The organism is Stenotrophobium rhamnosiphilum (genome assembly GCF_003052265.1).
GTDB classification, from domain to species: Bacteria; Pseudomonadota; Gammaproteobacteria; order Nevskiales; family Nevskiaceae; genus Stenotrophobium; species Stenotrophobium rhamnosiphilum.
In genome coordinates, this window is the sequence record NZ_QANS01000002.1 from 448683 (window position 1) to 473188 (window position 24506).

The 24506-nt window shown below is 54.3% G+C and carries 23 protein-coding genes; 4 read left to right on the forward strand and 19 right to left on the reverse strand.

Going from position 1 to position 24506, the window contains the following annotated elements:
• The first annotated feature begins 176 nt into the window (after positions 1–176).
• Together CJD38_RS05995 and CJD38_RS06000 are read left to right on the forward strand one after the other, a co-directional pair.
• Positions 177–1250, forward strand: coding sequence for an aminopeptidase (locus tag CJD38_RS05995; RefSeq protein WP_107939399.1), 1074 nt, complete (start codon positions 177–179; stop codon positions 1248–1250).
• Between the two features lie 80 nt (positions 1251–1330).
• Positions 1331–1678 (forward strand): antibiotic biosynthesis monooxygenase family protein, encoded by a 348-nt coding sequence (locus tag CJD38_RS06000; RefSeq protein WP_107939400.1) that lies wholly within the window; start codon positions 1331–1333, stop codon positions 1676–1678.
• Positions 1679–1739: 61 nt separating this feature from the next.
• Here the strand turns inward: CJD38_RS06000 and CJD38_RS06005 are convergent, their stop codons facing one another.
• The 12 genes from CJD38_RS06005 to CJD38_RS06060 all read right to left on the reverse strand — a co-directional run bounded on the left by CJD38_RS06005 (position 1740) and on the right by CJD38_RS06060 (position 12174).
• A complete protein-coding gene (locus CJD38_RS06005; RefSeq protein WP_107939401.1) occupies positions 1740–2156 on the reverse strand; it encodes a VOC family protein in 417 nt (138 codons plus the stop codon).
• Positions 2157–2170: 14 nt separating this feature from the next.
• A complete protein-coding gene (locus CJD38_RS06010; protein ID WP_107939402.1) occupies positions 2171–2578 on the reverse strand; it encodes a GFA family protein in 408 nt (135 codons plus the stop codon).
• A gap of 78 nt (positions 2579–2656) precedes the next feature.
• Entirely contained in the window at positions 2657–3262 is a 606-nt protein-coding gene (locus CJD38_RS06015) for a hypothetical protein (RefSeq protein ID WP_107939403.1), read from the reverse strand.
• Positions 3263–3322: 60 nt separating this feature from the next.
• Positions 3323–3760 (reverse strand): hypothetical protein, encoded by a 438-nt coding sequence (locus CJD38_RS06020; RefSeq protein WP_107939404.1) that lies wholly within the window; start codon positions 3758–3760, stop codon positions 3323–3325.
• Positions 3761–3856: 96 nt separating this feature from the next.
• Positions 3857–6436: a DUF1329 domain-containing protein gene (locus tag CJD38_RS06025; RefSeq protein ID WP_107939405.1), complete on the reverse strand. Its 2580-nt coding sequence runs from the start codon at positions 6434–6436 to the stop codon at positions 3857–3859.
• Positions 6437–6438: 2 nt separating this feature from the next.
• Positions 6439–7188, reverse strand: coding sequence for an energy transducer TonB (locus CJD38_RS18765; RefSeq protein ID WP_146165934.1), 750 nt, complete (start codon positions 7186–7188; stop codon positions 6439–6441).
• A 9-nt stretch (positions 7189–7197) separates the two neighbouring features.
• A complete protein-coding gene (locus CJD38_RS06035) occupies positions 7198–7605 on the reverse strand; it encodes an ExbD/TolR family protein (RefSeq protein ID WP_107939407.1) in 408 nt (135 codons plus the stop codon).
• On the reverse strand, positions 7605–8183 hold the full coding sequence (locus tag CJD38_RS06040) for a MotA/TolQ/ExbB proton channel family protein (RefSeq protein ID WP_107939408.1): 579 nt from the start codon (positions 8181–8183) through the stop codon (positions 7605–7607). Before CJD38_RS06040 ends, CJD38_RS06035 begins: the two co-directional genes overlap by 1 nt.
• Positions 8184–8333: 150 nt before the next feature.
• Positions 8334–9680 (reverse strand): MotA/TolQ/ExbB proton channel family protein, encoded by a 1347-nt coding sequence (locus CJD38_RS06045; protein ID WP_107939409.1) that lies wholly within the window; start codon positions 9678–9680, stop codon positions 8334–8336.
• Positions 9677–10468 (reverse strand): DUF3450 domain-containing protein, encoded by a 792-nt coding sequence (locus CJD38_RS06050; protein WP_240783543.1) that lies wholly within the window; start codon positions 10466–10468, stop codon positions 9677–9679. The genes CJD38_RS06045 and CJD38_RS06050 overlap by 4 nt, the downstream gene beginning before the upstream one ends.
• Positions 10469–10592: 124 nt before the next feature.
• The gene (locus CJD38_RS06055) at positions 10593–11378 is read right to left on the reverse strand and encodes an alpha/beta fold hydrolase (protein ID WP_107939411.1); all 786 of its coding nucleotides are present in this window, start codon (positions 11376–11378) and stop codon (positions 10593–10595) included.
• Positions 11379–11388: 10 nt separating this feature from the next.
• Complete coding sequence (locus CJD38_RS06060) at positions 11389–12174, reverse strand: SDR family oxidoreductase (RefSeq protein WP_107939412.1); 786 nt, start codon at positions 12172–12174, stop codon at positions 11389–11391.
• 81 nt (positions 12175–12255) lie between these two features.
• Between CJD38_RS06060 and CJD38_RS06065 the strand changes: the two genes are divergently transcribed.
• A complete protein-coding gene (locus CJD38_RS06065; RefSeq protein ID WP_107939413.1) occupies positions 12256–12624 on the forward strand; it encodes a rhodanese-like domain-containing protein in 369 nt (122 codons plus the stop codon).
• A 26-nt stretch (positions 12625–12650) separates the two neighbouring features.
• Entirely contained in the window at positions 12651–13448 is a 798-nt protein-coding gene (locus CJD38_RS06070; RefSeq protein WP_206362899.1) for a dienelactone hydrolase family protein, read from the forward strand.
• A 70-nt stretch (positions 13449–13518) separates the two neighbouring features.
• Here CJD38_RS06070 and CJD38_RS06075 read toward each other — a convergent pair whose 3' ends face one another.
• The 7 genes from CJD38_RS06075 to ispH form a co-directional block, all read right to left on the reverse strand.
• Positions 13519–14031, reverse strand: a complete 513-nt coding sequence (locus tag CJD38_RS06075) for a hypothetical protein (RefSeq protein WP_107939414.1) — start codon at positions 14029–14031, stop codon at positions 13519–13521.
• A gap of 1035 nt (positions 14032–15066) precedes the next feature.
• Complete coding sequence (gene greB, locus CJD38_RS06080) at positions 15067–15564, reverse strand: transcription elongation factor GreB (RefSeq protein ID WP_107939415.1); 498 nt, start codon at positions 15562–15564, stop codon at positions 15067–15069.
• Between the two features lie 57 nt (positions 15565–15621).
• Positions 15622–16461, reverse strand: coding sequence for an SDR family oxidoreductase (locus tag CJD38_RS06085; protein ID WP_107939416.1), 840 nt, complete (start codon positions 16459–16461; stop codon positions 15622–15624).
• Between the two features lie 134 nt (positions 16462–16595).
• The gene (locus CJD38_RS06090; RefSeq protein ID WP_240783544.1) at positions 16596–19322 is read right to left on the reverse strand and encodes an MMPL family transporter; all 2727 of its coding nucleotides are present in this window, start codon (positions 19320–19322) and stop codon (positions 16596–16598) included.
• A gap of 11 nt (positions 19323–19333) precedes the next feature.
• Entirely contained in the window at positions 19334–20152 is an 819-nt protein-coding gene (locus CJD38_RS06095; RefSeq protein WP_161554173.1) for an outer membrane lipoprotein-sorting protein, read from the reverse strand.
• Positions 20153–20287: 135 nt separating this feature from the next.
• On the reverse strand, positions 20288–23497 hold the full coding sequence (locus CJD38_RS18975) for an adenylate/guanylate cyclase domain-containing protein (RefSeq protein ID WP_107939418.1): 3210 nt from the start codon (positions 23495–23497) through the stop codon (positions 20288–20290).
• A 54-nt stretch (positions 23498–23551) separates the two neighbouring features.
• Positions 23552–24505, reverse strand: a complete 954-nt coding sequence (gene ispH / locus CJD38_RS06105) for a 4-hydroxy-3-methylbut-2-enyl diphosphate reductase (protein ID WP_107939419.1) — start codon at positions 24503–24505, stop codon at positions 23552–23554.
• Position 24506: the final 1 nt, after the last annotated feature.

Genomic DNA, 24506 nt, shown 5'->3' on the forward strand with positions numbered 1-24506 from the left:
TGAAGCAAGCGGCGTGCCAAAAGCCTGCATGGCTTTTAATGGGATTTATCCGCGCGCGCTTTAAAACCGTGCACGAAATTAAGGCATGGCAACGCACCACTCCCGATCATGGTGCGTAAAAATCTCCGCCATGCACGAGCGTCGTGCACCGCATGAGGGTTCGATACACTGCCCGCATGCGCTTTCCACTCTCATCCATCCTGCGCGCCGCGCTACTCCTAACCGTGTTGCCACTCTGCGCTTGCAGCAATCTGGCCTACTACACGCGCCTGGCGCAGGGTCAGCATGAGTTGATGTCCGCACGCGTCCCAATACGCGACATCGTCAAAGATGAGAAACAAGACCCCGCGCTGCGCGAGCGTCTCAGCAAAGTCTTGGATGCCCGAGCATTTGCCACGCAACATCTCGGCCTGCCTGATAACGACAGCTATACCGAATACGCCGACCTCAAGCGTCCTTATGTGGTGTGGAATGTTTTTGCCACACCAGAGCTTTCGCTCAAACCGATCGAGCACTGCTTTCTATTTGTCGGCTGCCTCGCCTATCGCGGTTACTTTGATCAGCAGCAGGCGCAGGAAAAATCCGATGAGCTGAAGGCGCAAGACAACGATGTCTATGTCTCCGGCGTGCCCGCCTATTCCACACTCGGCTGGTTTGATGATCCGGTAATCAACACGATGATGAACTGGTCAGACGCTGTGCTGATCAGCACCGTCTTCCACGAACTCGCGCATCAGCAGCTCTATATAAAAGACGACACCGTGTTTAACGAATCTTTTGCCAACTTCGTCGGCGAAGAAGGATTGCGGCAGTATCTGGCCCTGCACGGCGGCGATAGCGCTGCAGATAAATTAAGACGTCAACGAGAGCGCCAATTCACAGAACTCGTTCTTGCCTCACGCAGGCGTCTGCAAATGCTCTACGAGAGCAACGCACCCGCCGACGCCAAGCGCAGCGGCAAAGCAACCGAGTTCGTACGTTTGAACAGCGAATACCAAGGTCTGCGCGAAGGTGCGTGGAAAGATTATTCCGGATACGACCGTTGGTTCTCCAAAGAACTCAACAACGCTCGCTTGCTACCCTTTGGTTTGTATGACGAATACGTGCCTGCATTCGCAACTCTGTTTCGTCAGAGCGAAGAGAACTGGACAGCATTCTATGCGGCCGCCAAAGCGCTCTCTAAACTCCCCACTAAAGAGCGCAAAGCACGCCTAACAGAACTGCAGAACACCGAATACAAACAACCTTAAACGTAGGGCGGGAGCATCCCGCCTTCCGCGAAAGGCGGGATACTCCCGCCCTACAAAATCTCTGGTCTCAAGGAAGAAACATGATCGCCGTCATCTTCGAAGTGATCCCCATCGAAAGCCGCAGAGCGGCCTATCTCGATACCGCCACGGCACTGCGTCCTCATCTTGAAAAGATCGACGGCTTCATCAGCGTCGAACGCTTCGAAAGCCTGACCCAACCCGGCAAGATTCTCTCCCTTTCCTTCTGGCGCGACGAAGAAGCCGTGAAGCAATGGCGCAATCTGGAAGTACATCGCCGCGCCCAAGAGAAAGGACGCAAATCTTTCTTCGAAAATTATCGCCTACGCGTAGCAAGCGTCATGCGTGATTACGGCCTCAATGAGCGCGAACAAGCGCCAATAGACTCACTAAGCGTTCACGACATTTAAGGATTTCGTAGGGCGGGAGCATCCCGCCTTCCGCGAAAGGCGGGATGCTCCCGCCCTACATTCATTCAGCCCAAGCCGGATTCCACACCACTTCCCAAAGATGCCCATCCGGATCCTGGAAGTATCCCGAATAACCACCCCAGAACGTATCGTGCGCAGCCTTCACAATCTTTGCGCCAGCAGAAGTCGCCTTTGCCATCACAGCGTCCACTTCTTCTTTTGAAGAAACGTTATGACCAAGCGTCATCTCAATGGCACTTGCAGGACTCAGCGCAACGCCCGTGTCATGACTGATACTTTTTCGAGTCCACAGCGCCAAACGCAAACCCGGCTGCAATTGAATAAACACCACCGCACCATATTCAAACTCTTGGCCGATGATGCCCTCAGTCTCAAAGCCCAAGCCATCGCGATAAAACTTTAACGATGCTTCAAGATCGTTAACGCCAAGCGTGATGACTGTAATGCGTGGTTTCATTTTCGCTGCCTCGCCTAGACCGGATACTTTTCCATCTTAGGAATTTCTTCCAGTCCATTGTCCCAACCCGCCTTGCTCGACATGAATAAGTGAGCATCCGGCTTCTTTTCAACCACAGCATCCAAACTCCCCGCAGGCACCACGACCAACTTTCCTTCCGCCTGCGCACTCGGCAGCGCTGATCCACAAATAGAGCAAAAGCTTCTGCTGTGTCGGGTTGATGGCAGGTTAAAGAACGTCACCTTGTCCTGGCCCGCAATCCACTTCAACGTGGCCTGCGATGAAAACAGATTGGCCCCGTGAGCGGAGCCCGTACCTTTGCGGCAATGCTCGCAATGGCAAAGATAGAAACGCTCAAACTCGCCATCAACTTCATAGCGAACCGCCCCGCATAAACATGAACCAGCGTGGGTTTTGCTCATTCTTCTATCCCAAAAAATATTTACTTCGATCTATTTTCTTCAGTAATCAAGCCCGGTCTAATGCACTTGAGGCCTGCATCAAGGTGCGGATTGGATCGGCTTTCGAGCATTGAGTATCCGCTGCGCAGTCGTCGAGTCCTCAATGGCAGGCACTTTCACGATCTTTCCAACATCCGACTGAATCATCGCCGAAACGAGCGCACCTCCGATGGCATTCCCTGCAATGTTTGCTCCGGCACTGATGCCGGGAGAGGGCGCCGTCATTCGCTGTAGAACATAAGCGTCTATATTGTCCGCTGTGTGGATCTCAGTTTCAAAGATAAAGAAAAAGCGCGGTGCTTCAGAAGGATTATTGGGCAAATAGATTCCTCCTTTCCATAGACGAGGTACCGGTTGGATTGCGGCATTCGTACTCCAAATCGAGCGATCGGGACCAAAGAAGTAAACGCCATCGTCGTCCTCTTTCCAAGCTGCATATACACCAGGCAATGCGCCTTCTTCGCATCTAACGTGCATCCCTCGATATGCCACCGTAGATATTTTGTCGCTGATAACAATACGCTCTGCGCGCTGAGAATCAGCCAACTTCTCTGGGGCAACGGCGCAGCCAGACATAAATAAAGATACAAGCGCGACAACCAGAATTTTAATCACAGCGAACTCCATATTGTGCTGAATGTGCATTGCAGCGGCCCCTAACGCTCAAGTTAAACGGAAGCGTAGCCCGCCCGCTTGAACACCTTGTTATGTTGCGGAATCGAAGATGCCCCAAGCATTTTCGTAGCCAAGTTGTTCAAATGTTTTTGGTTGGATGCCAGGCATCTTAGGATCAAGAAACCACTTGGCGAAACGTTCTGGACTGCTCACAAGGTCACTGCCGGGCACCACAAAATACTGAACGGCTTGGCCCGGCTTGTTGAGGAGGACGAACACGTAGACGTGGCTCGCAACAACTTTGAGATGACTGATTAAAAAGAAGTTGCGGCTACGTAGTGCTTTTACCTGCACTGCGAACGTTCTATCCGTAGACGAGTTATATGCTAAAAGATCAATCGCTTTAGCGTTGCCGAAGGTGACGGACGTTTGCAACCCACGCTTTAGAAGCTCAGCGGCAACAAATAACTCGCCCGCAAGGCCAGTTATTTGACCATCGGCTCGTTTCGGTTTGGGAGATTCGGCCATAGCAACCTAAACACAATTTAAATAATAAAAAAGCAGCATTTAAGTCAGAAGATACGCCAAGTAAAGCAATACGCTCTGAGCTCCATCGCTAAAGCATCAGTGCACATACCTCGCCTTAACCGAATCCGAAGTGAACTCACCTGGCTTCATCGGCACATCGTATTGCGCTGGCACGTCTTCTGATAACAAGCGATTTATAAAGTAGCGGCCATCTTTGAGATCGTAAGTAATCGTTGGTGCGCTATTAGCGGCTTGGATGCTGTATACGGGTAACAGGTGGCCTTCTTGGAAGCGCCAGAGGTTGCCGCTGCGGTCGTAGTTTTCGACTAGCACGATGTTCCAGCTGTCTTCGTCGACATAGAACATGCGTTTGCCGAAGGTGTGCTTTTTACCGTCGCGTTCGACTGCTTCGATGACCCACACGCGATGCAACTCATAACGTGTTGCAGGCTGGTAGAAATGTTTTGGCGTTAGTAGTTGGCTGTATTTGTAACGGCCATCGCTGATGCGATAGCTGTTGTACGGCAGATACATTTCCTGTTTGCCGGTGAGTTTCCACACGTAGCGGTCAAACGCGCCGTTATACATATCCACCATGTCGATGAACATGATGGCTTCCGAGCCGGGGAATGGCTGGTCGTAACCTACGGGCGGAATGCGGAACATCTTGGGAATCCGCGGTGGGGCTACCCAGATGTTGCGTGACTGCTTGAGCGAGTTGGCGCTTTCATGCACGAGCGCCAAGAAATCCACGCCGGTTTTCGATTTTGAAAACCACGTCAGGTAATACAGCAGAATATTTTCGCTGCTGAGATTGGCGGGGTCTTTCGTGTTGGCGTAACGATTGAGTACACGCTCAGTCTGCTTGAGATTTTCCCCAAGGCTGCCATCTGGCCGGATGACGGCCTGAGTCGTTTGCATGACCGCGCTGTTGCCACGGAAGCGTACGCGGTGATTCCACATGATCTCGACGCCGTTTTGTGGCTGCGGGAATGGGAAGCCTAAACGTGCGTTTTCTAATGCATCGGAGCCTGCGAGCTTTGCTTTGCCTTCGTTCGCCTTCGTTGCATCGTAAATCGCTTGCGGATAACTGACGCTGCGACGCGTTGTGTACACCGGCAGTGTGTAGTCGGGATAACGCGAGAACAGTGCGAGATGTCCTTTGCTTAAGCGGTCACGATATTTCTGCACGTTGGCGGCAGTGATCGTATAAAGCGGTTTGTCGCCGGGGAATGGATCAGCAATGCGTCCACCTGCAATGGCTGCGGGCCATTGTGCTTTCGTGATGCCACCGGTCCACGCTGGAATGGTGCCATCTGCATTGCCGCTCTTGTCAGCGCCCACCGGAGTGAGATCGCCGCTGGCGACTGCTCTGCCCTGCGTCGGTGTGCCACTACTTTCACCGGCAGTAACGCTAACAGTGCCGCCGAGCAAACGATCACTCAGCGTGACTTCGCCATCATGCTGTTTACGATCTTTTGCTGCGGCCAGCGCCTGATCGCGCGCCTTGCCCGACTGCAAATATTTAACCCACTGCTCAGCCAACTTGCGCGTCTGGGGGAAATCTTGCGCAGCGCTAAATGCCTGCAATGCAGAATCAATATCCGCTTGCTGATAACGCGCCATACCTAGCGTCATCAACACTGGGCCACTCTTGGCACCCATCGCCACGGCTTGCTGAAACGCCTGTGCTGCATCGGAATACTGTTCGCGATACATACGCATTTGGCCGAGCTGCTGATACAGCTCAGCGCTTGGGGCTTTCATGATCGCTTGTTCCAAAGCAGGAATCGCCAAGCTGGATTCACGCGCGTTGATCCACATCGCAGCGAGTGTTTTCCAAGTTGCAGCGGTTTTTTGTATCTGACCTTTATCCATCCACTGCTGCATGGTGGATGCGCCTTCGAACGGCGCGCCAAGTTGTGCAGTGAGCGTAACGAGGCGCAGACGATCTTCTTCCGTCTTGATGAAGCCCATGCGACTGGCCAGTTCCAACACAGCACGTGCGCGATCGCGACTGCCGTATTTGAGCGTGAGTGCCGCCAGACGCATCCAGTCATCACCCTGCGTCGGATCTTCGCGCACGATTTGATCTGCCATCGGCAGTGCATCTTTATCTTGGCCTGAACCCATCAGGGCGGCGAGTAATGCGCGCTTCCACGAAATGTCTGGCGTCTTGGTGCCAGCAATGCCCTTCTGCAACAGAGGCACGGCTTCCTTGAAACGCTTCTTGTCGACATAAGCGGCGCCGAGTGCAATCAAGGTTTCGGTTGCGGCGTTGCCTGCTTTGACCTGTGCCTCAAGTTGCGGCACTAAATCTTTGTAATTACCTGTCGCCAAATAAATCTGCGACAAGTCTTTTTTCATTTGCTCAACGGCAGGGCCAGACAGCCCACCCAGCTTCAGCGCTTGTTCAATATATTTGGCGGCGCCTGCGTAATCTTTTTTAGCGGCGGCAGCAGAAGCCAAATCGCGCAGCAGCATCGACTTGGCATAAGGATCGGTCACATTCTGCAATTGCTGTTGCGCACTTTGCTGCACAGCTTTTGGCGGAGGTGCGCTGAGTTCTCGCACTTCGCTGCGATACTGATCGGCCATCGCGAACGAAGAGCTCAACAACAGTGGCAATGCCGCAAGGCAAACACGATAACGATGAGTGAAGGCGCGTATTGGCATGTTCATCGCCAGTTGTACGCACAGTCAGCAGGGTCCATATCCACGCGCTGTTTTACTTCGCGAGCGATCTTGGATGCTTCGTAAATCCAATTTCCAACGCTCTCAATCGCTGCGGCTTCATAAACACCGCGTGGATCGGCATCAACAATTTTTACGTCTTGTACGCGGCCATTGGGCATCACGGTGAAAACGACTTCGACCCAACCTTTAATATTCTTCTTACAAGCCCACTCCGGCATCTGCGGACGTGCGGTAGAAATTGGAACGAGTGGTTTGCCCTTAAAGCCTTGGCCAGTGCCATACCCGCCACCACCGCCGCCATTGCCTGTACCGCGACCACCCGCGAATCCACCGAACACGCCACTGCCACCCAAGCTCATGCTGCCGGAGCCCAAAGTCACCGGCACACTCACCGAGCCAATGTTTGTGGTGCTCACGGAAACCAACGGCATATCGACCGTCGGCATGTTGGGCTGCGCTAAAGCTGGAGGCGCTGAAGGTGGCGGAGGCGGCGCAGAATCTGGTTTGAACATTTCGTCTGGCGGCGGCGGGGCTTCGGCTTTTGCCTGAACGACATTAATGCCTTCAAGAACGAGTTCGCCTTCGCCCTGACCTTCTGGCGCGCTGATGATGCGCTGCATGATCCAGAACAATGCCAACACCACCATCAAGGCGCTGATAAACGAGCTGAGCCAGCGCCGTTCGGTGAACGCGCGGCGGAGCGCAGGTATTTTTGGAAGAGCAAACTTCACTGGATCAGATCACTTCGATGGCTGTGCAGCGATGGCGACATCTTTAACGCCCGCAAGACGCACCTGGTCCATCGCTTCCACCATCAACCCTGCTCGTGCATCTTTATCTGCCTGAATAACGACGGTGATCTTGGGATGCTGCGCCTTGAGGCGCTGAACATTGGCGCGCACAGAACGGATATCGACATGCTGACGATCAATCCAGACTTCGCCGTTGGCGCTGATGGCGATAAACACATTGGCTTGATCTTCTTTGGTTGCGGTCTGCGCTGTTGGACGATTCACGCGGATGCCGGACTCACTGATGAACGCGGCAGTGATGATGAAGAAGATCAGCAGGTTCATAACGAAGTCCAGCATCGGCGCTAAGTCGATACCGGTTTCTTCCTGCTGATGAACGTGTCTACGAATACGCATTAGCCTTCCTCGTAAGCGAGAACGTCATTAAGCCGCTCTGTCTCGCGCGCTACACGCGCTTGAAAATGGTGAACAAAGAACATTCCGGACAAGCTCACCGCCAGACCAGACATGGTTGCAACCATCGCGTGTGAAACACCGCTGGCCATGGTGCCTGCGTCGGCAGTGCCTTGGATGGTCATCACATCAAAAACTTCCAGCATGCCGCCGACGGTGCCGAGCAAACCTAGCAAGGGACACATGGGAATAACCACGCTCATGATCGGCAAGGTCGCGCCCATCGCGACGTTGGCCTGCGAGATCAACATGGCGCGCACACGGCGTGCGTACCAAGATTGGCGATCGGTGCGATGGCCCCACTCGTGACGCAAACGTTCTTGCTCTTGCGGAAACACTTCGCGGAAATACCACCAGCGTTCAATGATCAGCGTCCACATCACCAGCGCTGCGGCAAAGATCAGCCACAACACCGGACCACCGGCATCAAAGAAATCCTGAATCGAGCGGAACGGCGCAGTTAGGCCGTTCACTACCCAGCCATTGTTGATCCAGCCACCAAAATTTTGAGCAAGGCTCATCGATCAGCTCACATCGAACCGTTAAGCACGGAGCCGGTGGCTGGATCAACAATAAAAACTATGCCCTGTTTCATTGAGGCGGCCACTCCATACTTGATCGAGAGAAGGCTCGATTTCTGGACAGTGCGTGTATCACGGACTGACGCCGCCTCAATGAGCGTTGGCAGCACGCGCCGTCTCCATGCGCTGTGCGAGCATGCCCGCACTTTGCTCGTCGAGAATCTGCACGAGTGCGCGTGAACGCGACATCAGCAAGGTGTTCACGAACAACAAAGGAATCGCGATGCCGAGGCCCAGCACGGTGGCAATCATGGCTTGCGAGATACCGCCCGCCATCACTTTCGGATCACCCGCGCCTACTTCCGTAATCACCTGGAAGGTTTCGATCATGCCGATGACGGTGCCCAACAAGCCTAGCAAAGGACCTGCCGCAACGATCAAGCGAATCAAACCTTGGAAGCGTTCGATCTTCGGCGTTTCACGCAGCACGGCTTCTGACACATGCAGCTCAACCACTTCTGGATCTGCGCTGATTTCATCTGTGAGGCATGCCAGTACGCGGCCCAGCGGATTGTCGAGATTTGGTTGACGAAGATTTGCGAGCTGAATATGGATCAAACGTCCGACCTTGATCAGGAAGGTCAGCTGATAAGCCGCAATCGCTGCGCCGACCAGACCAATGAAGATGATGACGTAACCGACGAAGCCGCCCATGTGGAGGCGCTCACCAATGGTTGGGCGAGCAGATTCCAATGCGAGCAAAGTGCCGTGCGAAGGATCAACGATGATCGGTTCGATTGGATCGTCACTCTTGGCAAATGATTTTGCGAGACCGGTTGCGCCGTGACCCGGCTGACGCGGCAACACAGACAAGGAGCCGTCTGTTTGCATGGCCAGATACTGGCCATCAGCAAACGCATCAAACACGCCGATACGAATCACATCTGCTTTTGCACGTGCGCCGTCTTCATCAACGATCTCGGCGGAGAAGCGTGCAACCTTGCCGCCTTCCGTCATTTCTTGTTGCAGCAAGAACCAGAACTTTTCCAGCTTGGCGACGCTAGGCAGTTCGGTGCCCTTCATCAAATCTTCAAGCAGTTCGATACGCTCTGGATACTGCGCAGTCACGAGTGAACCAGCGGCGGCACCGCGGAAATCTCCAGCGGCCTGACGGACTGAAGCATACATCTGGCCGGTATCACCGACGCGAGTCTGCAGCTTTTCTTTCAGCGCTTTGATTTCAGCTTGCGAGGCGTCGTAGCGACCTTTGACGCGCGAGATGCGTGCATTGGCTGTAGCCAAATCTGCTTCTGCTTTTTGTAGCATCGCGGCTTGTTCGTTTTTGTCACGCAGAAAACGTGCTTCACGATCCGCATTCATTTTTGCAGAGGCCTGACTGCCCTGCTGCACTTGCTTGAGAAGTTCGTCGAGGCCCTGCGGTGCCGCTTGTGCAACCGCGCTAAAGCTCAGTGCAGCAATGATGAAAAGTTTTTTCATTTGGCTGCTCCCGCCGGAGTTGGCATGGGCAAGGTGAGCAGATCCGCCGCCGTTTGTTCACGAGCAATACGCATACCCTGACGCACACTCTTTACATAGCCATGGTCCAACTTTTCCCATTTGCCTGCGTTGGCATCCCAACGGCCTGCTGCATCGCCATCAATGCTGAGGAAGAACAGCGCAGTGCGACCGACGTGAAGAATGTCGACAACCTTGCCATCGACATCTGCGCGCTCAACACCGAGCGTGCGGCCATAGTCGGCTTCGATTGAATACGCTTCGAGAATGCGTTTGTACTTTTCAGAAGTATTGGCTTCCGGATCAGCCATCAAGCGCTTGAGCGAGGCAATGCGGTCCTGACGCTCTTGCTTGAGGAAAGGCAAATCTAGCGAGACAAATTTTTCCAGACTGTTGAGCATGCGCAACATCAGCGGCATGATTTCGCGGTCGGTGTTGTCCATTTCGACGAGCTGGCGTTGCAGCGAAACTTTTTCAGTGTCTTGCTGACCCGCAATTTCTTCTAGCTGCTGCGCATAAACATTGAGCTGCTGCGCCTGCCATGTCGCGGCGCGATAACGCTCAAGCATCTGCTTGGTTTGGTCATCGGTGCTATTCACACGCTGCTGCGAAGCTTTGGAGGCATTGTTCGCAGCCTGCGAGGCATCAATCGCTTGGCCCACAGGATCTGCCGCTTGCGCGATCAGCTCAACGCTGCCCGTCAACAAGACCAGCAAAACAAAGTAAGACCAGCCGCGAGCAGGGGATTTTGATCCCCCTCGCTTTGCCAATCCTTTGGCCCTGTTTTGTTTTATTTTTGGTCTATTTTTATAAAACATTCCATCTCCTCGACCCGCCGCACGCGGTGTCTAACGCAATAAGGCGCTCATTGGCGCATGTGACGCAGTGAAGCGTTCATGAACCGCGAGTCACTCGGTGTTCAAAAGGACGCAGCCAACTAATGATGCCGTTGACCATCTCCTCGGTTTCTTCGTCGTCGATCACCCAGTGACCACGATTCAAGTAATACCGTTGTGACGCTGCCGGATACAAAGCAGCGACTCTGCGCACCACTTTCGGTGGCGTCAGTTTGTCTTTCTCAGCGCTGACCACATAAACCGGGCAGCGCACAGCGGTTTCATCAACTTCTGAAGCACGCGTGAAATCGAGTGGCCACAAACCGATCTCGTACACCACGCGGCCAGACTCATGCACCATCGATTCGTAGCCTGCTCGATGCTGTTCCTGTGGCACGGTGTTGAACACGTACGATTGCGTCTTTTCAAATGACGGCTTATGTGGTTTGCGCCAACCGCCCCAAGCCAGCAGCACTCGCCAGAAGGCCATGATGTTGGTCCACGACAGCGCCAAGATGCCGGCCGGTGGCGCAGGTGTCAGCAGTACGAGTGCCAAGGGCCGCGTACGTGCCGCAACTTGCTGCGCCAACAAACCGCCCATCGAGTGACCAATGATGATGGGTGGCTGCTTAAAGTTTTGGCGTGCGATGTAGTCTTCGATGTAAGCCACATAGCTCTTCAGACTCAGCGGCCCCACCGTGATCGGCTGATCGGCCGTGGGCTCATGCCCCGGCAAAGTGATCGCGTGACAGTCGTAACCACGCGGTGCCATCAAATCGGTGACGCGCTTCCAGTGAGCGCCGGTGCACCACATGCCATGAATAAAAACGACGGGGTATCCCATATCCGTGCTCTCAGTATCCGGAAAGTTTTTTAACGACGATGCGGTTCAGGAACGACGGCGTGATCTTGGTCAGCAGATGCATCAGGAAAGTCTGCAAACCTGGGTAGTAGTGCACCGGCGTCATCCATGCGGGGCGCGTCGCGCCCTTCCACACCACCGCTGCAATATCTTCGGCGGTGAGACGCACGCCCATTTTCTTGGCGGACTCTGGCTGGCTCTCAAACTGACGCACCATCGGCGTGTTCACGAACAGCGGCATGATGTCCATCACGCGGATACCGTGGCGATCCCACTCAACATTGAGTGACTCGGTCAGACCACGGATTGCGAATTTAGTTGAAGAATAGACAGTGAGTTTCGGCGCGCCATAAATGGCGGAAGCCGAGCACATGCTGATGACTCGGGCATCGGGCGTGCGGATCAAATAAGGCAGCGCCAAATAGAAGCCGTTGATCACGCCATTGAGATTCACTTCAACCGTGCGGTGATGGCGGGCTAAGGGAATATTTTCGAAATCATCAACCGAAGCGATGCCGGCGTTGTTGAAAAGCACATTGAGTTGGAAACCGGAGGCATTCCAAAACGCCTCGAGTGCAGACTTATAAGTCTCAACATCGGTGGTATCGAGTTTGCCGATGATGCAGTTGTCAGCGCCAAAGCGCTCCTGCAGAACCCGCAGACCCGCCTCATCGACGTCGTACAGTCCCAGAAACCAGCCTCTGGCGGCAAATAGTTCAGCAGTGGCACGGCCAATACCGGCAGCCGCGCCGGTAATAAAAATAGTCGGTCGGGTCATGATTCTTTATAGATTGAATTGCTTGGCCTTAATCTATCATGTGATAGCGTTCCACATCTGTACAAAAACTAGGAAATCGACATGTCTGCTCACTCCCCCGGTTTCATGGCGCTGATCAACGACGCCAAGACCCGCATCAAAGAAATCCAAGCCGACGAAATACCGCAGCTGCTGACCCAGAACTCAGCGGTCAAACTAATCGACACCCGCGAAGAAAGTGAATATGCCGCCGGGCATGTGAGCGGCGCGGAATGGCTGGGTAAAGGCATCATTGAGCGCGACATCGAAGCCAAGCACCCCGACAGAAATGAGCCTCTTTATCTGTATTGCGGCGGCGGTTTCCGTTCGGCCATTGCTGCGGACAATCTGCAAAAGATGGGCTACACCAACGTCTGGTCGATTGATGGCGGCTGGCGCGTGCTCAAAGACCTGTTGCCTACAGCCAAGTAATTAGAATTTTTCTCCGGAGAATCGCCGTGTCCAGAAAATTGCTGGTTCCCATGCTCGCCTCACTGCTGAGCCTCATCGCCATGCCTACTCTTGCCGCCCCAGTCAGCAAAGCTGTCAGCTATGAAATTGGCGATCAGAAATTTGAAGGTCGTTTGATTTATGACAACGCCTCCAAAAAACTGCGCCCCGGACTGTTGATGTCACCGAATTGGATGGGGCCCACTGAAGCCGCGTTCAAACAAGCGCAAGCGATCGCAGGTAAGGACTACGTGATCTTTGTCGCCGATATGTATGGCGCTGGCGCGCGACCCAAGAACAGCGACGAAGCAGGCGCCGCATCGAAACTCCTTTATGGCGATGCTGTGACGATGCGCGCACGGATTGAGAAAGCGCTGGAAGTTCTGAAGGCACAAGCTGGCAAAGCCCCGATTGATCTCAAGCGCATCGGCGCGATTGGCTTTTGCTTTGGCGGCACCAACGTTCTGGAACTCGCACGCAGCGGCAATGACATCGCAGGCGTGGTCAGCTTCCACGGCGGCTTGAGCCCAGCTGCAGGCGCAGCATCCAAAACCATCACCGCCAGGGTTCTCGCGCTACATGGCGCCGATGACCCTTTTGTCCCCGCCGAGCAAGTCGCCGCCTTTGAACAAGAAATGCGTGATGCGAAAGTGGATTGGGAACTCGTGAAGTTTGGCGGCGCAGTGCATTCCTTCAGCGATCCGGATGCGCATGTGGTTGGCAAGGCGGATTACAACCCGGTTGTTGCACAGCGTGCGTTCCGTTTGATGAATGATTTCTTCAAAGAACTATTTGCCAAGAAGTAAAAAAAATGGCTTCAACAAAAAAGCCCCGGCAGATTTGCCGGGGCTTTTTTATTTCAGCGACGAAGAATACTTAACCGCCTAGCAGCGTACCTTCAAGCAAGGGGCCAACAAGCGGCAAGCCACTGATAAATCCCGGAGTGAGCGGCAAGCCCGGCAAGTTACCGCCGACGCCCGCAGGCGCACCAAAAATGCCGCCGACCAAGGGGCCAACAACAGGTACGGGACTCACAACACCACTGACCACGCTAATTACATTCGCAACCGTTGGCCCCACTACTGGTAGCGTGCCCAACAATCCAGTCAGCGGACTAATCGACGGCAAACTCGGCAAACCTGGGAGACCACCGCCGACATTCACCGGCGCACCCAAAACGCCACCAAGCAGGGGGCCAGCAACTGGCACCACGCTGACAGCGCCACCAACCAAGCCAACCACATTCACAACGGTTGGACCCAACACAGGCAAGCTGCCCAACAAGGCAACAACTGGGCTGATTGCCACAGGCGCATTTGTTGCGGCATGAGCGGCTGGTGCCGCAGCGATAAACAACAGAGCGGCCGCAGCAAACGACTTACGATTCATGATCAGCTTTCCTTTTCTGATGAGATAAAAATTGAGCCGAGCAATTTGTGCTCGGCTTAGTCGAGCGTATTCGCTGGGCTCATCATCTGTAAGCAGTGCGCATGGATGGGAGTTGTAGGCTTCTGGCTACTTGTGAACTTTGATGGCTACTGCCTGTTGTGCTTTGATGTGGCGTCTTTCGCGCTGAGGCGGGAGTTACTTTTCTTTTGCTGTCATTCCCGCGTAGGCGGGAATCCAGTTTTGCTTTGTGTCTTTTTAGCTACTGCCTGTTGTTCTTGGAGATGGTGTGTTTCGCGCTGAGGCGCGAGTTACTTTTCTTTGCGTGCCCAAAGAAAAGCTAACCAAAAGAAAGGGCACCCTGCGTCTACGCCCGCACGATAAAGCTGCGCGGGTACCCTGCGCTTCTCGTCTTGACCGGGGTGCGTGCCAGGCCATCCATGGCCTGGCACGCACGCTCGGCTCCTGCCTCGCCCGCGTCGTTGCGCGGCAATAACCGGACAAGACTGTGATGCTCGGCGCTGCCGAAGGGACCCGACATCAAAAGCAAAGCGACTCTTGCTGTGAATACGGAGAGAGTCTCCTCAATGGCCGCTTCTATATCTTGAGAGCAGTAAAAGTGTTGGCGGCACTTTTGTCCGCATAAAGAGCTGTATCACGGCTCATTCGCTCGCTAGCTAATGCGATGTACAAGTGGCTTTGCTTTACCGGGTTCCCTTCGACAACGCCGAGCATCACAGCACTGATCGGTTATTGCCGACGCTTGCGTCGGGCGAGGCAGGAGCCGAGCGTGCGTGCCAGGCCACGGATGGCCTGTCACGCACCCCGATCAATGCGAGAAGCGCAGGGAACCGGAACGCTTTTGTTCCGGCGTAGTCGCAGGGTGCCCTTTCTTTTGGTTACTTTTCTTTGGGCACGCAAAGAAAAGTCACTCGCGCCACAGCGCGAAACACGACACTTCAAAGAAGAACAGGCAGTAGCTAAAAAGACAAAAGCAAAACTGGATACCCGCCTACGCGGGCACGACGAAAAAACACGTTAGTCGTAGCGAATCGCCACTAACTCCAATTCACTCTCGCCACCGGGCAATGCCACCTGCACCACATCCCCTTTCGTCTTCCCAAGCAAAGCCCTCGCCACCGGCGAATCCACACTGATCCAACCCTTGGACGTATCGACTTCATCAGATCCAACGATCCGATAAGTTTTGCGATCATCGTTATCGTCCGCCACCTCAACCCAAGCGGCGAAGAACACTCGCTTGAGATCCCCAGGCGCACGATCAACAACTTTCACTTCCTCTAGTCGCAGCGTCAGATACTTGAGCCGCGCATCAATCTCACGCAGTTCTTTTTTGCGATAAATGTATTCCGCATTCTCGGATCGATCTCCCTCTGCTGCGGCAGCAGAAAGCGCACGAACAACTTCAGGCCTGCGCACGCGCCAAAGTTCATCGAATTCGCCTTTTAGCCGAGCTTGTCCCTCCGCAGTGATATACGGCGAGCTTTTGGCTTGTGGTGGGCGATAGCGAGACATAGAAATAAAAAGGCGAGGACGCTAGGAGTTTAGCGCCCTCGCCTTTGGTCTGCGTACTTAGATCTGCGGGGTGTCGTCTGGCACGAAGAAGTCCGGCATGAACTTGGTGGTGCCTGGCACTGCGGCGTAGTGCGAGAAGTCGCGCATGCCTTCTGCGTGCAGCACGAGATCGTCGATGGCGAAGTTGCCGGTGTATTCGCGGCTCGGCTTGGTCAGGATCACATGCGCTGCGTCGGCCATGATCTCTGGTTTGCGTGACTGCTTCATCAACGCTTCGCCGCCAATCATTTGAATCGCAGCGGTCGCAATGCCAGTGCGTGGCCACAGCGAGTTGGCGGCGATGCCGTCTTTGCGGAATTCTTGTGCCCAAGCCAGCGTGCACAGGCTCATGCCGTATTTGGCCATGCTGTACGCAACATGCGGTGCGAACCACTTGGTCGACATATCCAGCGGCGGGCTCAGCGTGAGGATGTGTGGATTCGCTGCTTTCTTCAGATGCGGAATGCAGGCGCGGCCAACCATATACGTGCCGCGTGCGTTGATGCCGTTCATGAGGTCGTACTTCTTCATGTCGGTTTGCATCGTGCCGGTGAGGCTGATGGCGCTAGCGTTGTTGACCAGAATGTCGATGCCGCCAAAAGTGTCGACCGTTTTCTGCACGGCTTCATTCACCTGCTGCTCATCGCGGATGTCGCAAAGAATCGGCAGCGCTTTACCGCCTGCCTTTTCGATTTCTTCAGCCGAGCTGTAAATCGTGCCCGGCAACTTGGCGTGCGGTTCTGCAGTTTTGGCAGCGATGACGACATTGGCGCCATCTTGTGCAGCGCGAATCGCAATGGCCAGACCGATGCCACGCGAACCGCCGGTGATAAATAGGGTTTTGCCTTTCAAGCTCATGAGCAGCTCCAATCAATAGAAATCTTGGCGCGGGGAATTACCGATTCAACCCGACGGGAGATGGATATTAAGGCCTTATACAGTGCTACGCATGGAAAACCCGGATTACTGCGTAAGGGTGATTTCCTGCAGCGCTATTGCAGCATCGAGGTCATACGAGCAATGCGCTCGGCCTGAATGCGATTGAGATTGCGGAAGATGGTGGCGGCAATCCATGGATAGCGAACACGCAGGCGCTCCAGATCTTGCGAGTCGAAACGCAGCAGACGTGCCGAGGTCGTGGTATCGACATTGGCCGTGCGGCGCTGGCCAAAATAGCCGGCCTCGCCCATCACCGCACCACGACCCATTGTGGACAGCACTTTGTGTTCACCGTGGCTATCAACCCAAGCTTCGAGCGTGCCATCGACGACCACATAGATGTCGCGTGCGAGATCACCTTGCTGAATGACACGCTTACCGGTGGGAACGTTTTCCAACTTCGACATCAGCGCAAACACACGCGCCTGACGCAGCGATAAACCGGAGAACAATGGAATGGTGTGCTGCGGGCTCTGACCCAGATCAAGGCGTAGCAAATCCCACAAGGTCACGATGCGCAGCTTACTGCCCAGCGCAGGCGTCAAGGTGATGTTCATGAACCAAGCCACAAACAATGTGAACGCTGAGAGCAAACCAAACTGCACCTGCGTGATCAGTTCGCTGCCGGTGAATACGAGAAAGCCCAAGCACAGTGCCACAGTGCTGAGCGTGATCGGTCGCAACACACTGACCAATGCGCTACGCACTGCGGGCTCTTCCTTGCCGCCTGCACGAGCATCGGCGTTAAAGCGTGCGAGGTATTGAATGGTGTCGTCTACCGCGATACCAATGACGATACACGCGATCAAACAGGTGGTTGGACTCAAACTGATATTCAGCAGACCCAAGGTTCCAAAATAAATCGCAACCGGCACAACCGTCGGCAGCAGCGCAATCAAACCTGCGCGCATCGAAGTGAACATCAGACTCAGCAACAACCAGATGCCGAAGGTTGCGATGGCAATCGACTCCAACTGCCCTGCTGCAATTTCTTGCACGGTGCGCGTTGCGAGCACAGGACTACCAGTCACTTGTGCGTTCAACGGTTGCGGCAATAACTTGATGCGTTTCTCTATGCGTTGCACCAAATCGGCAACAGGCACGGAACCATCAACGTTGATACGAACACTGAGCAAAGCCGTGCGGAAGCGTGAATCGATCACATGTCGCATCTGATCGTTGCTGGCAAAAACCAGTAGCTGCTTCACTGCCGCAGGATCATCCGGCACGCTGAAATACAGCGGACTATTATTGTTGAGGCTTTGGTGAATCAGTTTGAGGTGATCGATATAAGAAACAACGGCGCCCACTTCTGGCTGTTTACGCAGCCATTCTTGGAGATCGTCGACTTCGCGGATCAGGCTCGGGTCCGTCAGCGCATCATTCACATGCGTCTCGATCAGCACCGAGATCATGTTGGCGCCATTGAACGCGGTGTTGATCGCTTCAAAATCCGTACGCACCAGCGCCTTTTCATTAAAGCTCTTGATGAACTCAGAGCCGGCGTGAATGCGTGACGCGAAAATCAGATCCAAAGGAATCATGATCAGCGCGATAGTGATAATCCAGAAACGCCATTTCTGATCGAAGCGCGCCAGGCGATGGGCCCAATTAGCGAACATGGTCTCGCCCATGGATCGCGGCTTGTGCGTCGTGCCAATAATGGCCAAGGCAGCCGGCATGAAAGTCAGCGAGAGCAGCACGCCGAATGCCGAACCGATACTGGCCAGCACTGCAAAGTGTTTGATCGCTGGCAGTGCATTCAACAGCAGCGCCGAGAAGCTGATCACAGTGGTGCCTGCTGAGAGCAGCAAGCCCACAGATGCACGATTGATCAGCCAAGCCGTTCGCTGTGGCTTAGTCGTGAGTGACGTTTCTTGTTGCGCAGTGAAATACGCAGACAGCAGATAAATTGAATACGACAGCCCCAAGGTAATGACCAGCGGCGGCACAATCGCTGTCACCAAATTCATCGGGATGTGTAGAAATGCTGCGACAGCCATCGTCCACAACAGCGCAGTGCCTACAGTAGCTGCGGCCACCAACATCGCACGCAGACTACGAAAAGCGATGAGCAACAGAAGCAAGATCACACCAAAGACTGCGGGGATGGTGAATTTGATGGTCTTGATTAACGCCTGTGTCGTTGCGGCACGAGCAATCGGTGTGCCGGTGATCCAGACTTTTGCATCACCAGAAACTTCGCGAACGATGTTACGAATCTGCGTTGGGTAATCGCGCTTAATAAAATCGCTTTCACCCACATCGCCCATCACCAGTGCAAACGAAACGATCTTTCCATCCAGCGAAAGCAAAGTGCCGTTATAGAGCGGATTAGATGCAAACTGCCTGGGGAATTCTGCAATGAGTGCCGGGTCTCTCTTGGCTTGTTCAGCAAAGCTACTGACCTCAACATCTTCTCCCTGTGCGAGAAGATTCGGCGCACTCGCCAACGACACGACCGTGTTAACACCCTCTAGCGCGCGTAGGCGCTGGGTAATCTGATCAATGCGATCCAGACTCTGCGCCGTGAAAACAGTCTCGAATTTAACCGCAACGATCACCGCATCGGCATCGCCAAAATTTTTGCGGACGCGATCTGAAACGGCACGATCTGCATCGCCTGCTGGCAACAGATGCTCGACGGCCGGATCAATCACCAAGCGCGGCGTCATCGTTACCGGGTTCACGCACAACAGGAGCGCAAAAACCGACAGCAGGGTCGTAAACAACACGACCCTATAAGGATGCTTAGCCAGCCACTCCACTGTTGCTTGCATGAATTAGCGCTTTAGTCCGCGGTATAGAAACTGCTGACGTTGAAGTAACGCTCAGAGAGCTTGTCGACGCTGGTCAAGCCAGTGATTTTGAGCGTGGTGTGAGACTTGGAGTGCAGGTCTTCCATCAACGCTTCCGACACATACCAGTTGCCGCCCGCCTGTTTAAGCGATTTCACTGGCGATGAGAGGCGCTTACGAATCTTGGCGCCTTCATAAAACTCAACCTTGAGTGCCACGCAGGTTTTTTGATCGACCCAAGCGCGGATCAAACTGTAATTTGATTTGGTGCCAGTGCCAGTGCCAGTGCCCGTTCCAGTGCCCGTGCCCGGTGTTCCGGTGCCTGGCGTCATCGCCAGAACATGCATCTGCTGACCTTCTAAAGCTTGCGGCTTTTCCAACTTCACCGGGCCGCCAGAGAATGCGTTCTGCACTTGCTTGATGTCGTTGTAAGAGAGATCAGTGCCAAACAAAGGACTGTCTGCAGTGCCGCCCAAAATTCGGCGCACGCGATTGAGCGCAGGCAGGAAGATGAACATGTCATCTCGCTCGACGCCTTCACGCACCAAATACGCTGCATTGTTGAGATCAGGTGGCGCTTTGATTTTGACCATGGCGCGAACCAAATCGTTTTCGCGCTTGGCGTACAGACGACCACGCAACATGCGCTCGCCGCCTGCTGGATCAAACGCGTTCAATTCAAATTCTTGAATACGCATGATCTTGGGAATATTGCCGCGCATGCATTCGAGGATCTTGTCCGTCGCCGCATCGTTGGCCTGTGCCGTGCCCGCTACAAGCAGTAGCGCGAGAAGCATTTGGATTCGCTTCATTGCCATCCCCTTTTCACTATTCTTGTTGTCCGCTATGGCCATCTTACCTGCCAAGGTTTGTTCTTATTTATATAATAATGATTTAATCGGTTGATCTATAGAAACACTCGGGCGATCCGACATATCGACCTGCCATCACACTGTAGTTCTCATCCCAATTTTCTTGAATGATTCCACAGCCCGGGCACGCAATTCTGCGGCCAAGCGTTCATCAGCGGCCCAATGGGCTTGCGCGCGGATCAGCCAAGGTTCAAATCCAAGCGCACCGCTCTGCTTGATCAAACAATCCATGCGCTCCAAACCCTGCTCGGCACGCGGGCGCAGCGCATCGGTGACGGGCATATCCAACAAGCTAATCCATGCTCGCATTTCCCACACGCGAGACTGCGATCGCTGCGCGCTAGTGACTGCTTCTTCGCCAGTGCGAAGTGCATCTTCTAAACGACCTGCACCGCGATAGGACTCGCACAGCACTGAGAGATAGTTGGCTTCAAATTGATGCGCCAAACCGCCACGCGCATAGATCGGCCGACCCGGTTCCATAAACTCAATCGCCTTGTCGTACTCGCCGCGCAGATTGTGTGCGAGCCCTAAAGCACGCAGCGCAATCGCGTGGAAGAACTTGCTGCCAAACGACTGAGAACGCTCATAAGACTTACGAGCTTCAAGCAAGGCCAACTCGTGTCGCCCGGTGAACCAGGCAAAGTCGACCAAATTGGCGTGCATCCAACTTGCGGATCGATCTTCTTTGGCAGCAAACGCTGCTGCTTCGAGCAAATTAGTTTCAGCTTCTTGCAACTGGCCCATCCAGGTCAGCATCAAGCCATAGAAGCCACGCGACATGAAATTGTCTTCACCAATCGGCTCGGTGCGCCACTGCGAACCACCGGCGGAATCGACGAGCGCAATACCGTCACGAGGTCGCCCTGCAGAGTTATGCGTCAGCAACAGCGCTAAGCGGAAGCGCTTCACCAAATTTTCGTGTCCATGCTGCAAACAAAGTTGAACTGCTTCGGCACCAAGCTTAGCGGCAGCTTCTGCGTCGCCGTAATGCACTAACTCGTTGCCGTAAGAAATCATCAACTCGGCAGCGCCTGCAATATCGCCGCACTCATCGGCAAGCTGGCGCGCTTCGGCATAGGCGCCGTCGACTTCTTCTACCGAGATCTCAGTGAACTGCGCCATGCGAATTAAACCGGCACGCGCGGCGATGCGTTGCTTGATGATCTCTGGTGTCTGCGGCCCTTGCAGTAGATGTTTGGCGGCCAAACGAAATTGCTCAACCGTCACGCGACTATCACGCGAGGAAGCCCAGATTGCAGAGCGCAGATTCCAGCTACCGGCCTTGGGTAATTCCCCTGCACATTTCCAGTGATGCGCAATGCGCAGCGCTACTTCAGTGGTTGGCGCAGTGGGTGGATTCTGCGCTTCCAGCGTCGCGGCCAAACGTGCATGCGTAAGTGCGCGCTGCGCTTCCAACTGCGCTTGATACGCCACCTCTTGCATCAGCGGATGGCAGAAAACGTATTCGTTATCGTTGCTACGCTGTTGAACAAAGCCAGAGTCTTCTAGCGCAGAGAGATGATGACCAAACTCTTCATCCTGCGTTTCTACCAATTCAGCAAGCGTCTTCTGGCAAAACTCTTGGCCGATCACCGCTGCGGTCTGCAACAAGCTCTTGTGCTCAGTCGGCAAACGATCAATACGAGCAGCGAGCAGCGCATGCACCGTATCTGGAATCGGCCACTCAACAATCGGTTGAATCAATTCATAGTTGCCCATGGCACCTTGCAGATGACCTGAATCCGCCAGCGCCTGCACCGCCTCTTCAACAAAGAATGGATTGCCGCTAGCGCGCTGACGAATCATTGCAGCAACGCCGTTGAGACTCTCATCTTTTCCGAGCAAACCAATCGCTAAACGTTCCAGCTGCTGCGCGGACAAAGCCGATACTGCGATCTGTTCGTCGAGATGCGGAATCAAATATTCGCTGATGTAATCCGGGCGATAATTGAGCAGCAGCAAGCAGCGATTTTTGCGAATGTATGAGCAGAGGTTGGCGATGAACTCTTCGCTTGCCGCATCCAGAAAATGAAGATCTTCAATCAGCAACACTTGCACCTCATCGCTGCAAGGCAAGTATTGGGCAAAGAGCTCAAACATCTTTTCCGTTGCATTGGCCGGCGGCTCAGCAACACGTTCATTGCTATCAACTGCGCCGAGAAATTCGAATACACGCGGCAGAATCGCTACGTGAGTCGGGTCGTGCAGCAGGAAGGTACCCGCAACCAAGCGGCGTACATCTGAAGAACTCGCGCGTTCAGGCAAACCTAAACGCGAGCGCACCAAAGTCTGAACCGGAAACAGCGGCAAGGCGTTGGCGTATGGAACACCGGTTGAACGATGCACAACAACACCGGACTCTTCACAAGCGCGGGTGAATTCATGGCACAAGCGACTCTTGCCAATACCAGCGTTGCCGACAACAGCGACCACCTGCCCTTCACCTGCACGCACACGTTCCAGTGCAGCAAGCAAACCAGCAAGCTCGGTATCACGTCCCACAAATTGCGAACCGCCGCGCGCGAGTGAGCGATCCAAACGCGTACGCAGATTGCCTTTGCCTTCTAGCTCGTAAACTTCTACCGGCTCATCAAGCCCAGCAACATTCATGCGGCCCAGATCACGCAGCTGGAAATAACCTTCAACTCCTCGTGCGGTGTAGCGCGATAAATAAACACGACCCGGCTCACAGATGTGTTCCATACGCGCGGCAAGATTCACCGTAAGACCTTGCGCGGTGTAGTCCATGCGCAGATCGTCGCCGATGCTACCGACAATGACTTCGCCAGTATTTAGGCCGACGCGCATCGAAAGATTGAGGCCTTTCTTTAAGCGCAGATCGTCAGCGAAGCGACGAACCTCAGCCTGCATTTCTAGTGCGGCAAAACAGGCGCGCTGTGCATGATCTTCATGCGCGATGGGCGCGCCGAACAAGGCCATGATGCCGTCGCCGGTGTATTGGTTGACGGTGCCTTCGTAGCGATGAACAGCACCGCTCAGAATTGAAAAAAAGCGATCGAGCAGGCCATGCCAAGCTTCTGCGCCTGCTTCTTGCGCGAGCTTGGTGGAGCCTTTGATATCGGCGAACAAGACCGTGACGCGCTTTCGCTCACCCTGCATAGCCGAACGCGATTTGAAGATGCGATCAGCCAGATGCTTGGGGGTGTAGCTGGCGATATTGGGTTGTGGCGCAGAGGTTTCTGCAGACAGCTTGCCGCCGCACTGATTACAGAATCGTGCGTTGACCGGGTTGGCAGCTTGGCAAGATGAGCAGGTCTGCATGGGTCCTTATTCCGCTGACACCATCATAAGCCGAACGCGTCGGCGCAACGCATGCTATTCGGCGGGTTTAACCGCTTTACGCAGCGCTGCTGGCAGTGAGAAAACGATGTGCTCTTGGCGGCCCGGCATTTCAACCGAAGCCTTGCCGCCCAATTCCTTGATGCGTGCGACAACTTGCTGCACCAACACTTCTGGTGCGCTGGCGCCTGCGGTAACGCCAATCTTTTCGCGGCCTGTGAGCCACTCGGCGCGAATGTCTTCTGGGCCATCGATTAAAAAGGATGGCACGCCGCGTTGTTCTGCAATCTCTCGCAGACGATTGGAGTTTGAGCTGTTGCGCGAACCAACAACCAACAGCGTGTCGCAAGCGGCTGCCAATTCTTTAACCGAGTCTTGGCGGTTCTGCGTGGCGTAACAGATGTCGTCTTTGCGCGGCCCGTGGATCATGGGAAAGCGTGCACGCAGTGCATCGATAACGCGACTGGTGTCGTCCATCGACAACGTGGTCTGCGTAACAAATGCCATGTGATCAGGATTTTTGACCGGCAGATCAGCAACGTCTTCTGGCGTTTCTACCAAATAGATGTGGCCGCCTTGGGCGTCATCAAACTGACCCATTGTGCCTTCCACTTCTGGATGGCCTTCGTGTCCGATCAACACCACTTCGCGACCTTCGCGTGAGTAGCGTTTTACTTCGATGTGAACCTTGGTCACCAACGGGCAAGTCGCATCGAACACCGTCAGATTGCGACCGGCGGCTTCTTCACGCACTTTTTGCGAAACGCCATGTGCCGAGAAAATGCAGGTGGCGCCATCGGGAATCTGATCGACCTCTTCAACAAACACCGCACCCATATTGCGCAGGCGCTCGACAACAAAGCGGTTGTGCACAACTTCGTGGCGCACATAAATCGGCGCGCCGAGTTGCTCAATCGCACGCTCAACAATCTCGATGGCGCGATCAACGCCAGCGCAAAAACCACGAGGATTGGCGAGCAGAATTTCCATG

What these genes read in the sequence shown, in the direction of transcription:
- CJD38_RS06000 (WP_107939400.1), top strand. Translation starts at nt 1,331, where the DNA reads ATGATCGCCGTCATCTTCGAAGTGATCCCCATCGAAAGCCGCAGAGCG.
- CJD38_RS06005 (WP_107939401.1), bottom strand. Translation starts at nt 2,156, where the DNA reads ATGAAACCACGCATTACAGTCATCACGCTTGGCGTTAACGATCTTGAA.
- CJD38_RS06095 (WP_161554173.1), bottom strand. Translation starts at nt 20,152, where the DNA reads ATGAAGCGAATCCAAATGCTTCTCGCGCTACTGCTTGTAGCGGGCACG.
- CJD38_RS06055 (WP_107939411.1), bottom strand. Translation starts at nt 11,378, where the DNA reads ATGGGATACCCCGTCGTTTTTATTCATGGCATGTGGTGCACCGGCGCT.
- CJD38_RS06025 (WP_107939405.1), bottom strand. Translation starts at nt 6,436, where the DNA reads ATGCCAATACGCGCCTTCACTCATCGTTATCGTGTTTGCCTTGCGGCA.
- CJD38_RS06065 (WP_107939413.1), top strand. Translation starts at nt 12,256, where the DNA reads ATGTCTGCTCACTCCCCCGGTTTCATGGCGCTGATCAACGACGCCAAG.
- CJD38_RS06015 (WP_107939403.1), bottom strand. Translation starts at nt 3,262, where the DNA reads ATGCACATTCAGCACAATATGGAGTTCGCTGTGATTAAAATTCTGGTT.
- CJD38_RS06090 (WP_240783544.1), bottom strand. Translation starts at nt 19,322, where the DNA reads ATGCAAGCAACAGTGGAGTGGCTGGCTAAGCATCCTTATAGGGTCGTG.
- CJD38_RS06035 (WP_107939407.1), bottom strand. Translation starts at nt 7,605, where the DNA reads ATGCGTATTCGTAGACACGTTCATCAGCAGGAAGAAACCGGTATCGAC.
- CJD38_RS06045 (WP_107939409.1), bottom strand. Translation starts at nt 9,680, where the DNA reads ATGAAAAAACTTTTCATCATTGCTGCACTGAGCTTTAGCGCGGTTGCA.
- CJD38_RS06010 (WP_107939402.1), bottom strand. Translation starts at nt 2,578, where the DNA reads ATGAGCAAAACCCACGCTGGTTCATGTTTATGCGGGGCGGTTCGCTAT.
- CJD38_RS06060 (WP_107939412.1), bottom strand. Translation starts at nt 12,174, where the DNA reads ATGACCCGACCGACTATTTTTATTACCGGCGCGGCTGCCGGTATTGGC.
- CJD38_RS18975 (WP_107939418.1), bottom strand. Translation starts at nt 23,497, where the DNA reads ATGCAGACCTGCTCATCTTGCCAAGCTGCCAACCCGGTCAACGCACGA.
- CJD38_RS06075 (WP_107939414.1), bottom strand. Translation starts at nt 14,031, where the DNA reads ATGAATCGTAAGTCGTTTGCTGCGGCCGCTCTGTTGTTTATCGCTGCG.
- CJD38_RS05995 (WP_107939399.1), top strand. Translation starts at nt 177, where the DNA reads ATGCGCTTTCCACTCTCATCCATCCTGCGCGCCGCGCTACTCCTAACC.
- ispH (WP_107939419.1), bottom strand. Translation starts at nt 24,505, where the DNA reads ATGGAAATTCTGCTCGCCAATCCTCGTGGTTTTTGCGCTGGCGTTGAT.
- CJD38_RS06085 (WP_107939416.1), bottom strand. Translation starts at nt 16,461, where the DNA reads ATGAGCTTGAAAGGCAAAACCCTATTTATCACCGGCGGTTCGCGTGGC.
- CJD38_RS06020 (WP_107939404.1), bottom strand. Translation starts at nt 3,760, where the DNA reads ATGGCCGAATCTCCCAAACCGAAACGAGCCGATGGTCAAATAACTGGC.
- CJD38_RS06040 (WP_107939408.1), bottom strand. Translation starts at nt 8,183, where the DNA reads ATGAGCCTTGCTCAAAATTTTGGTGGCTGGATCAACAATGGCTGGGTA.
- greB (WP_107939415.1), bottom strand. Translation starts at nt 15,564, where the DNA reads ATGTCTCGCTATCGCCCACCACAAGCCAAAAGCTCGCCGTATATCACT.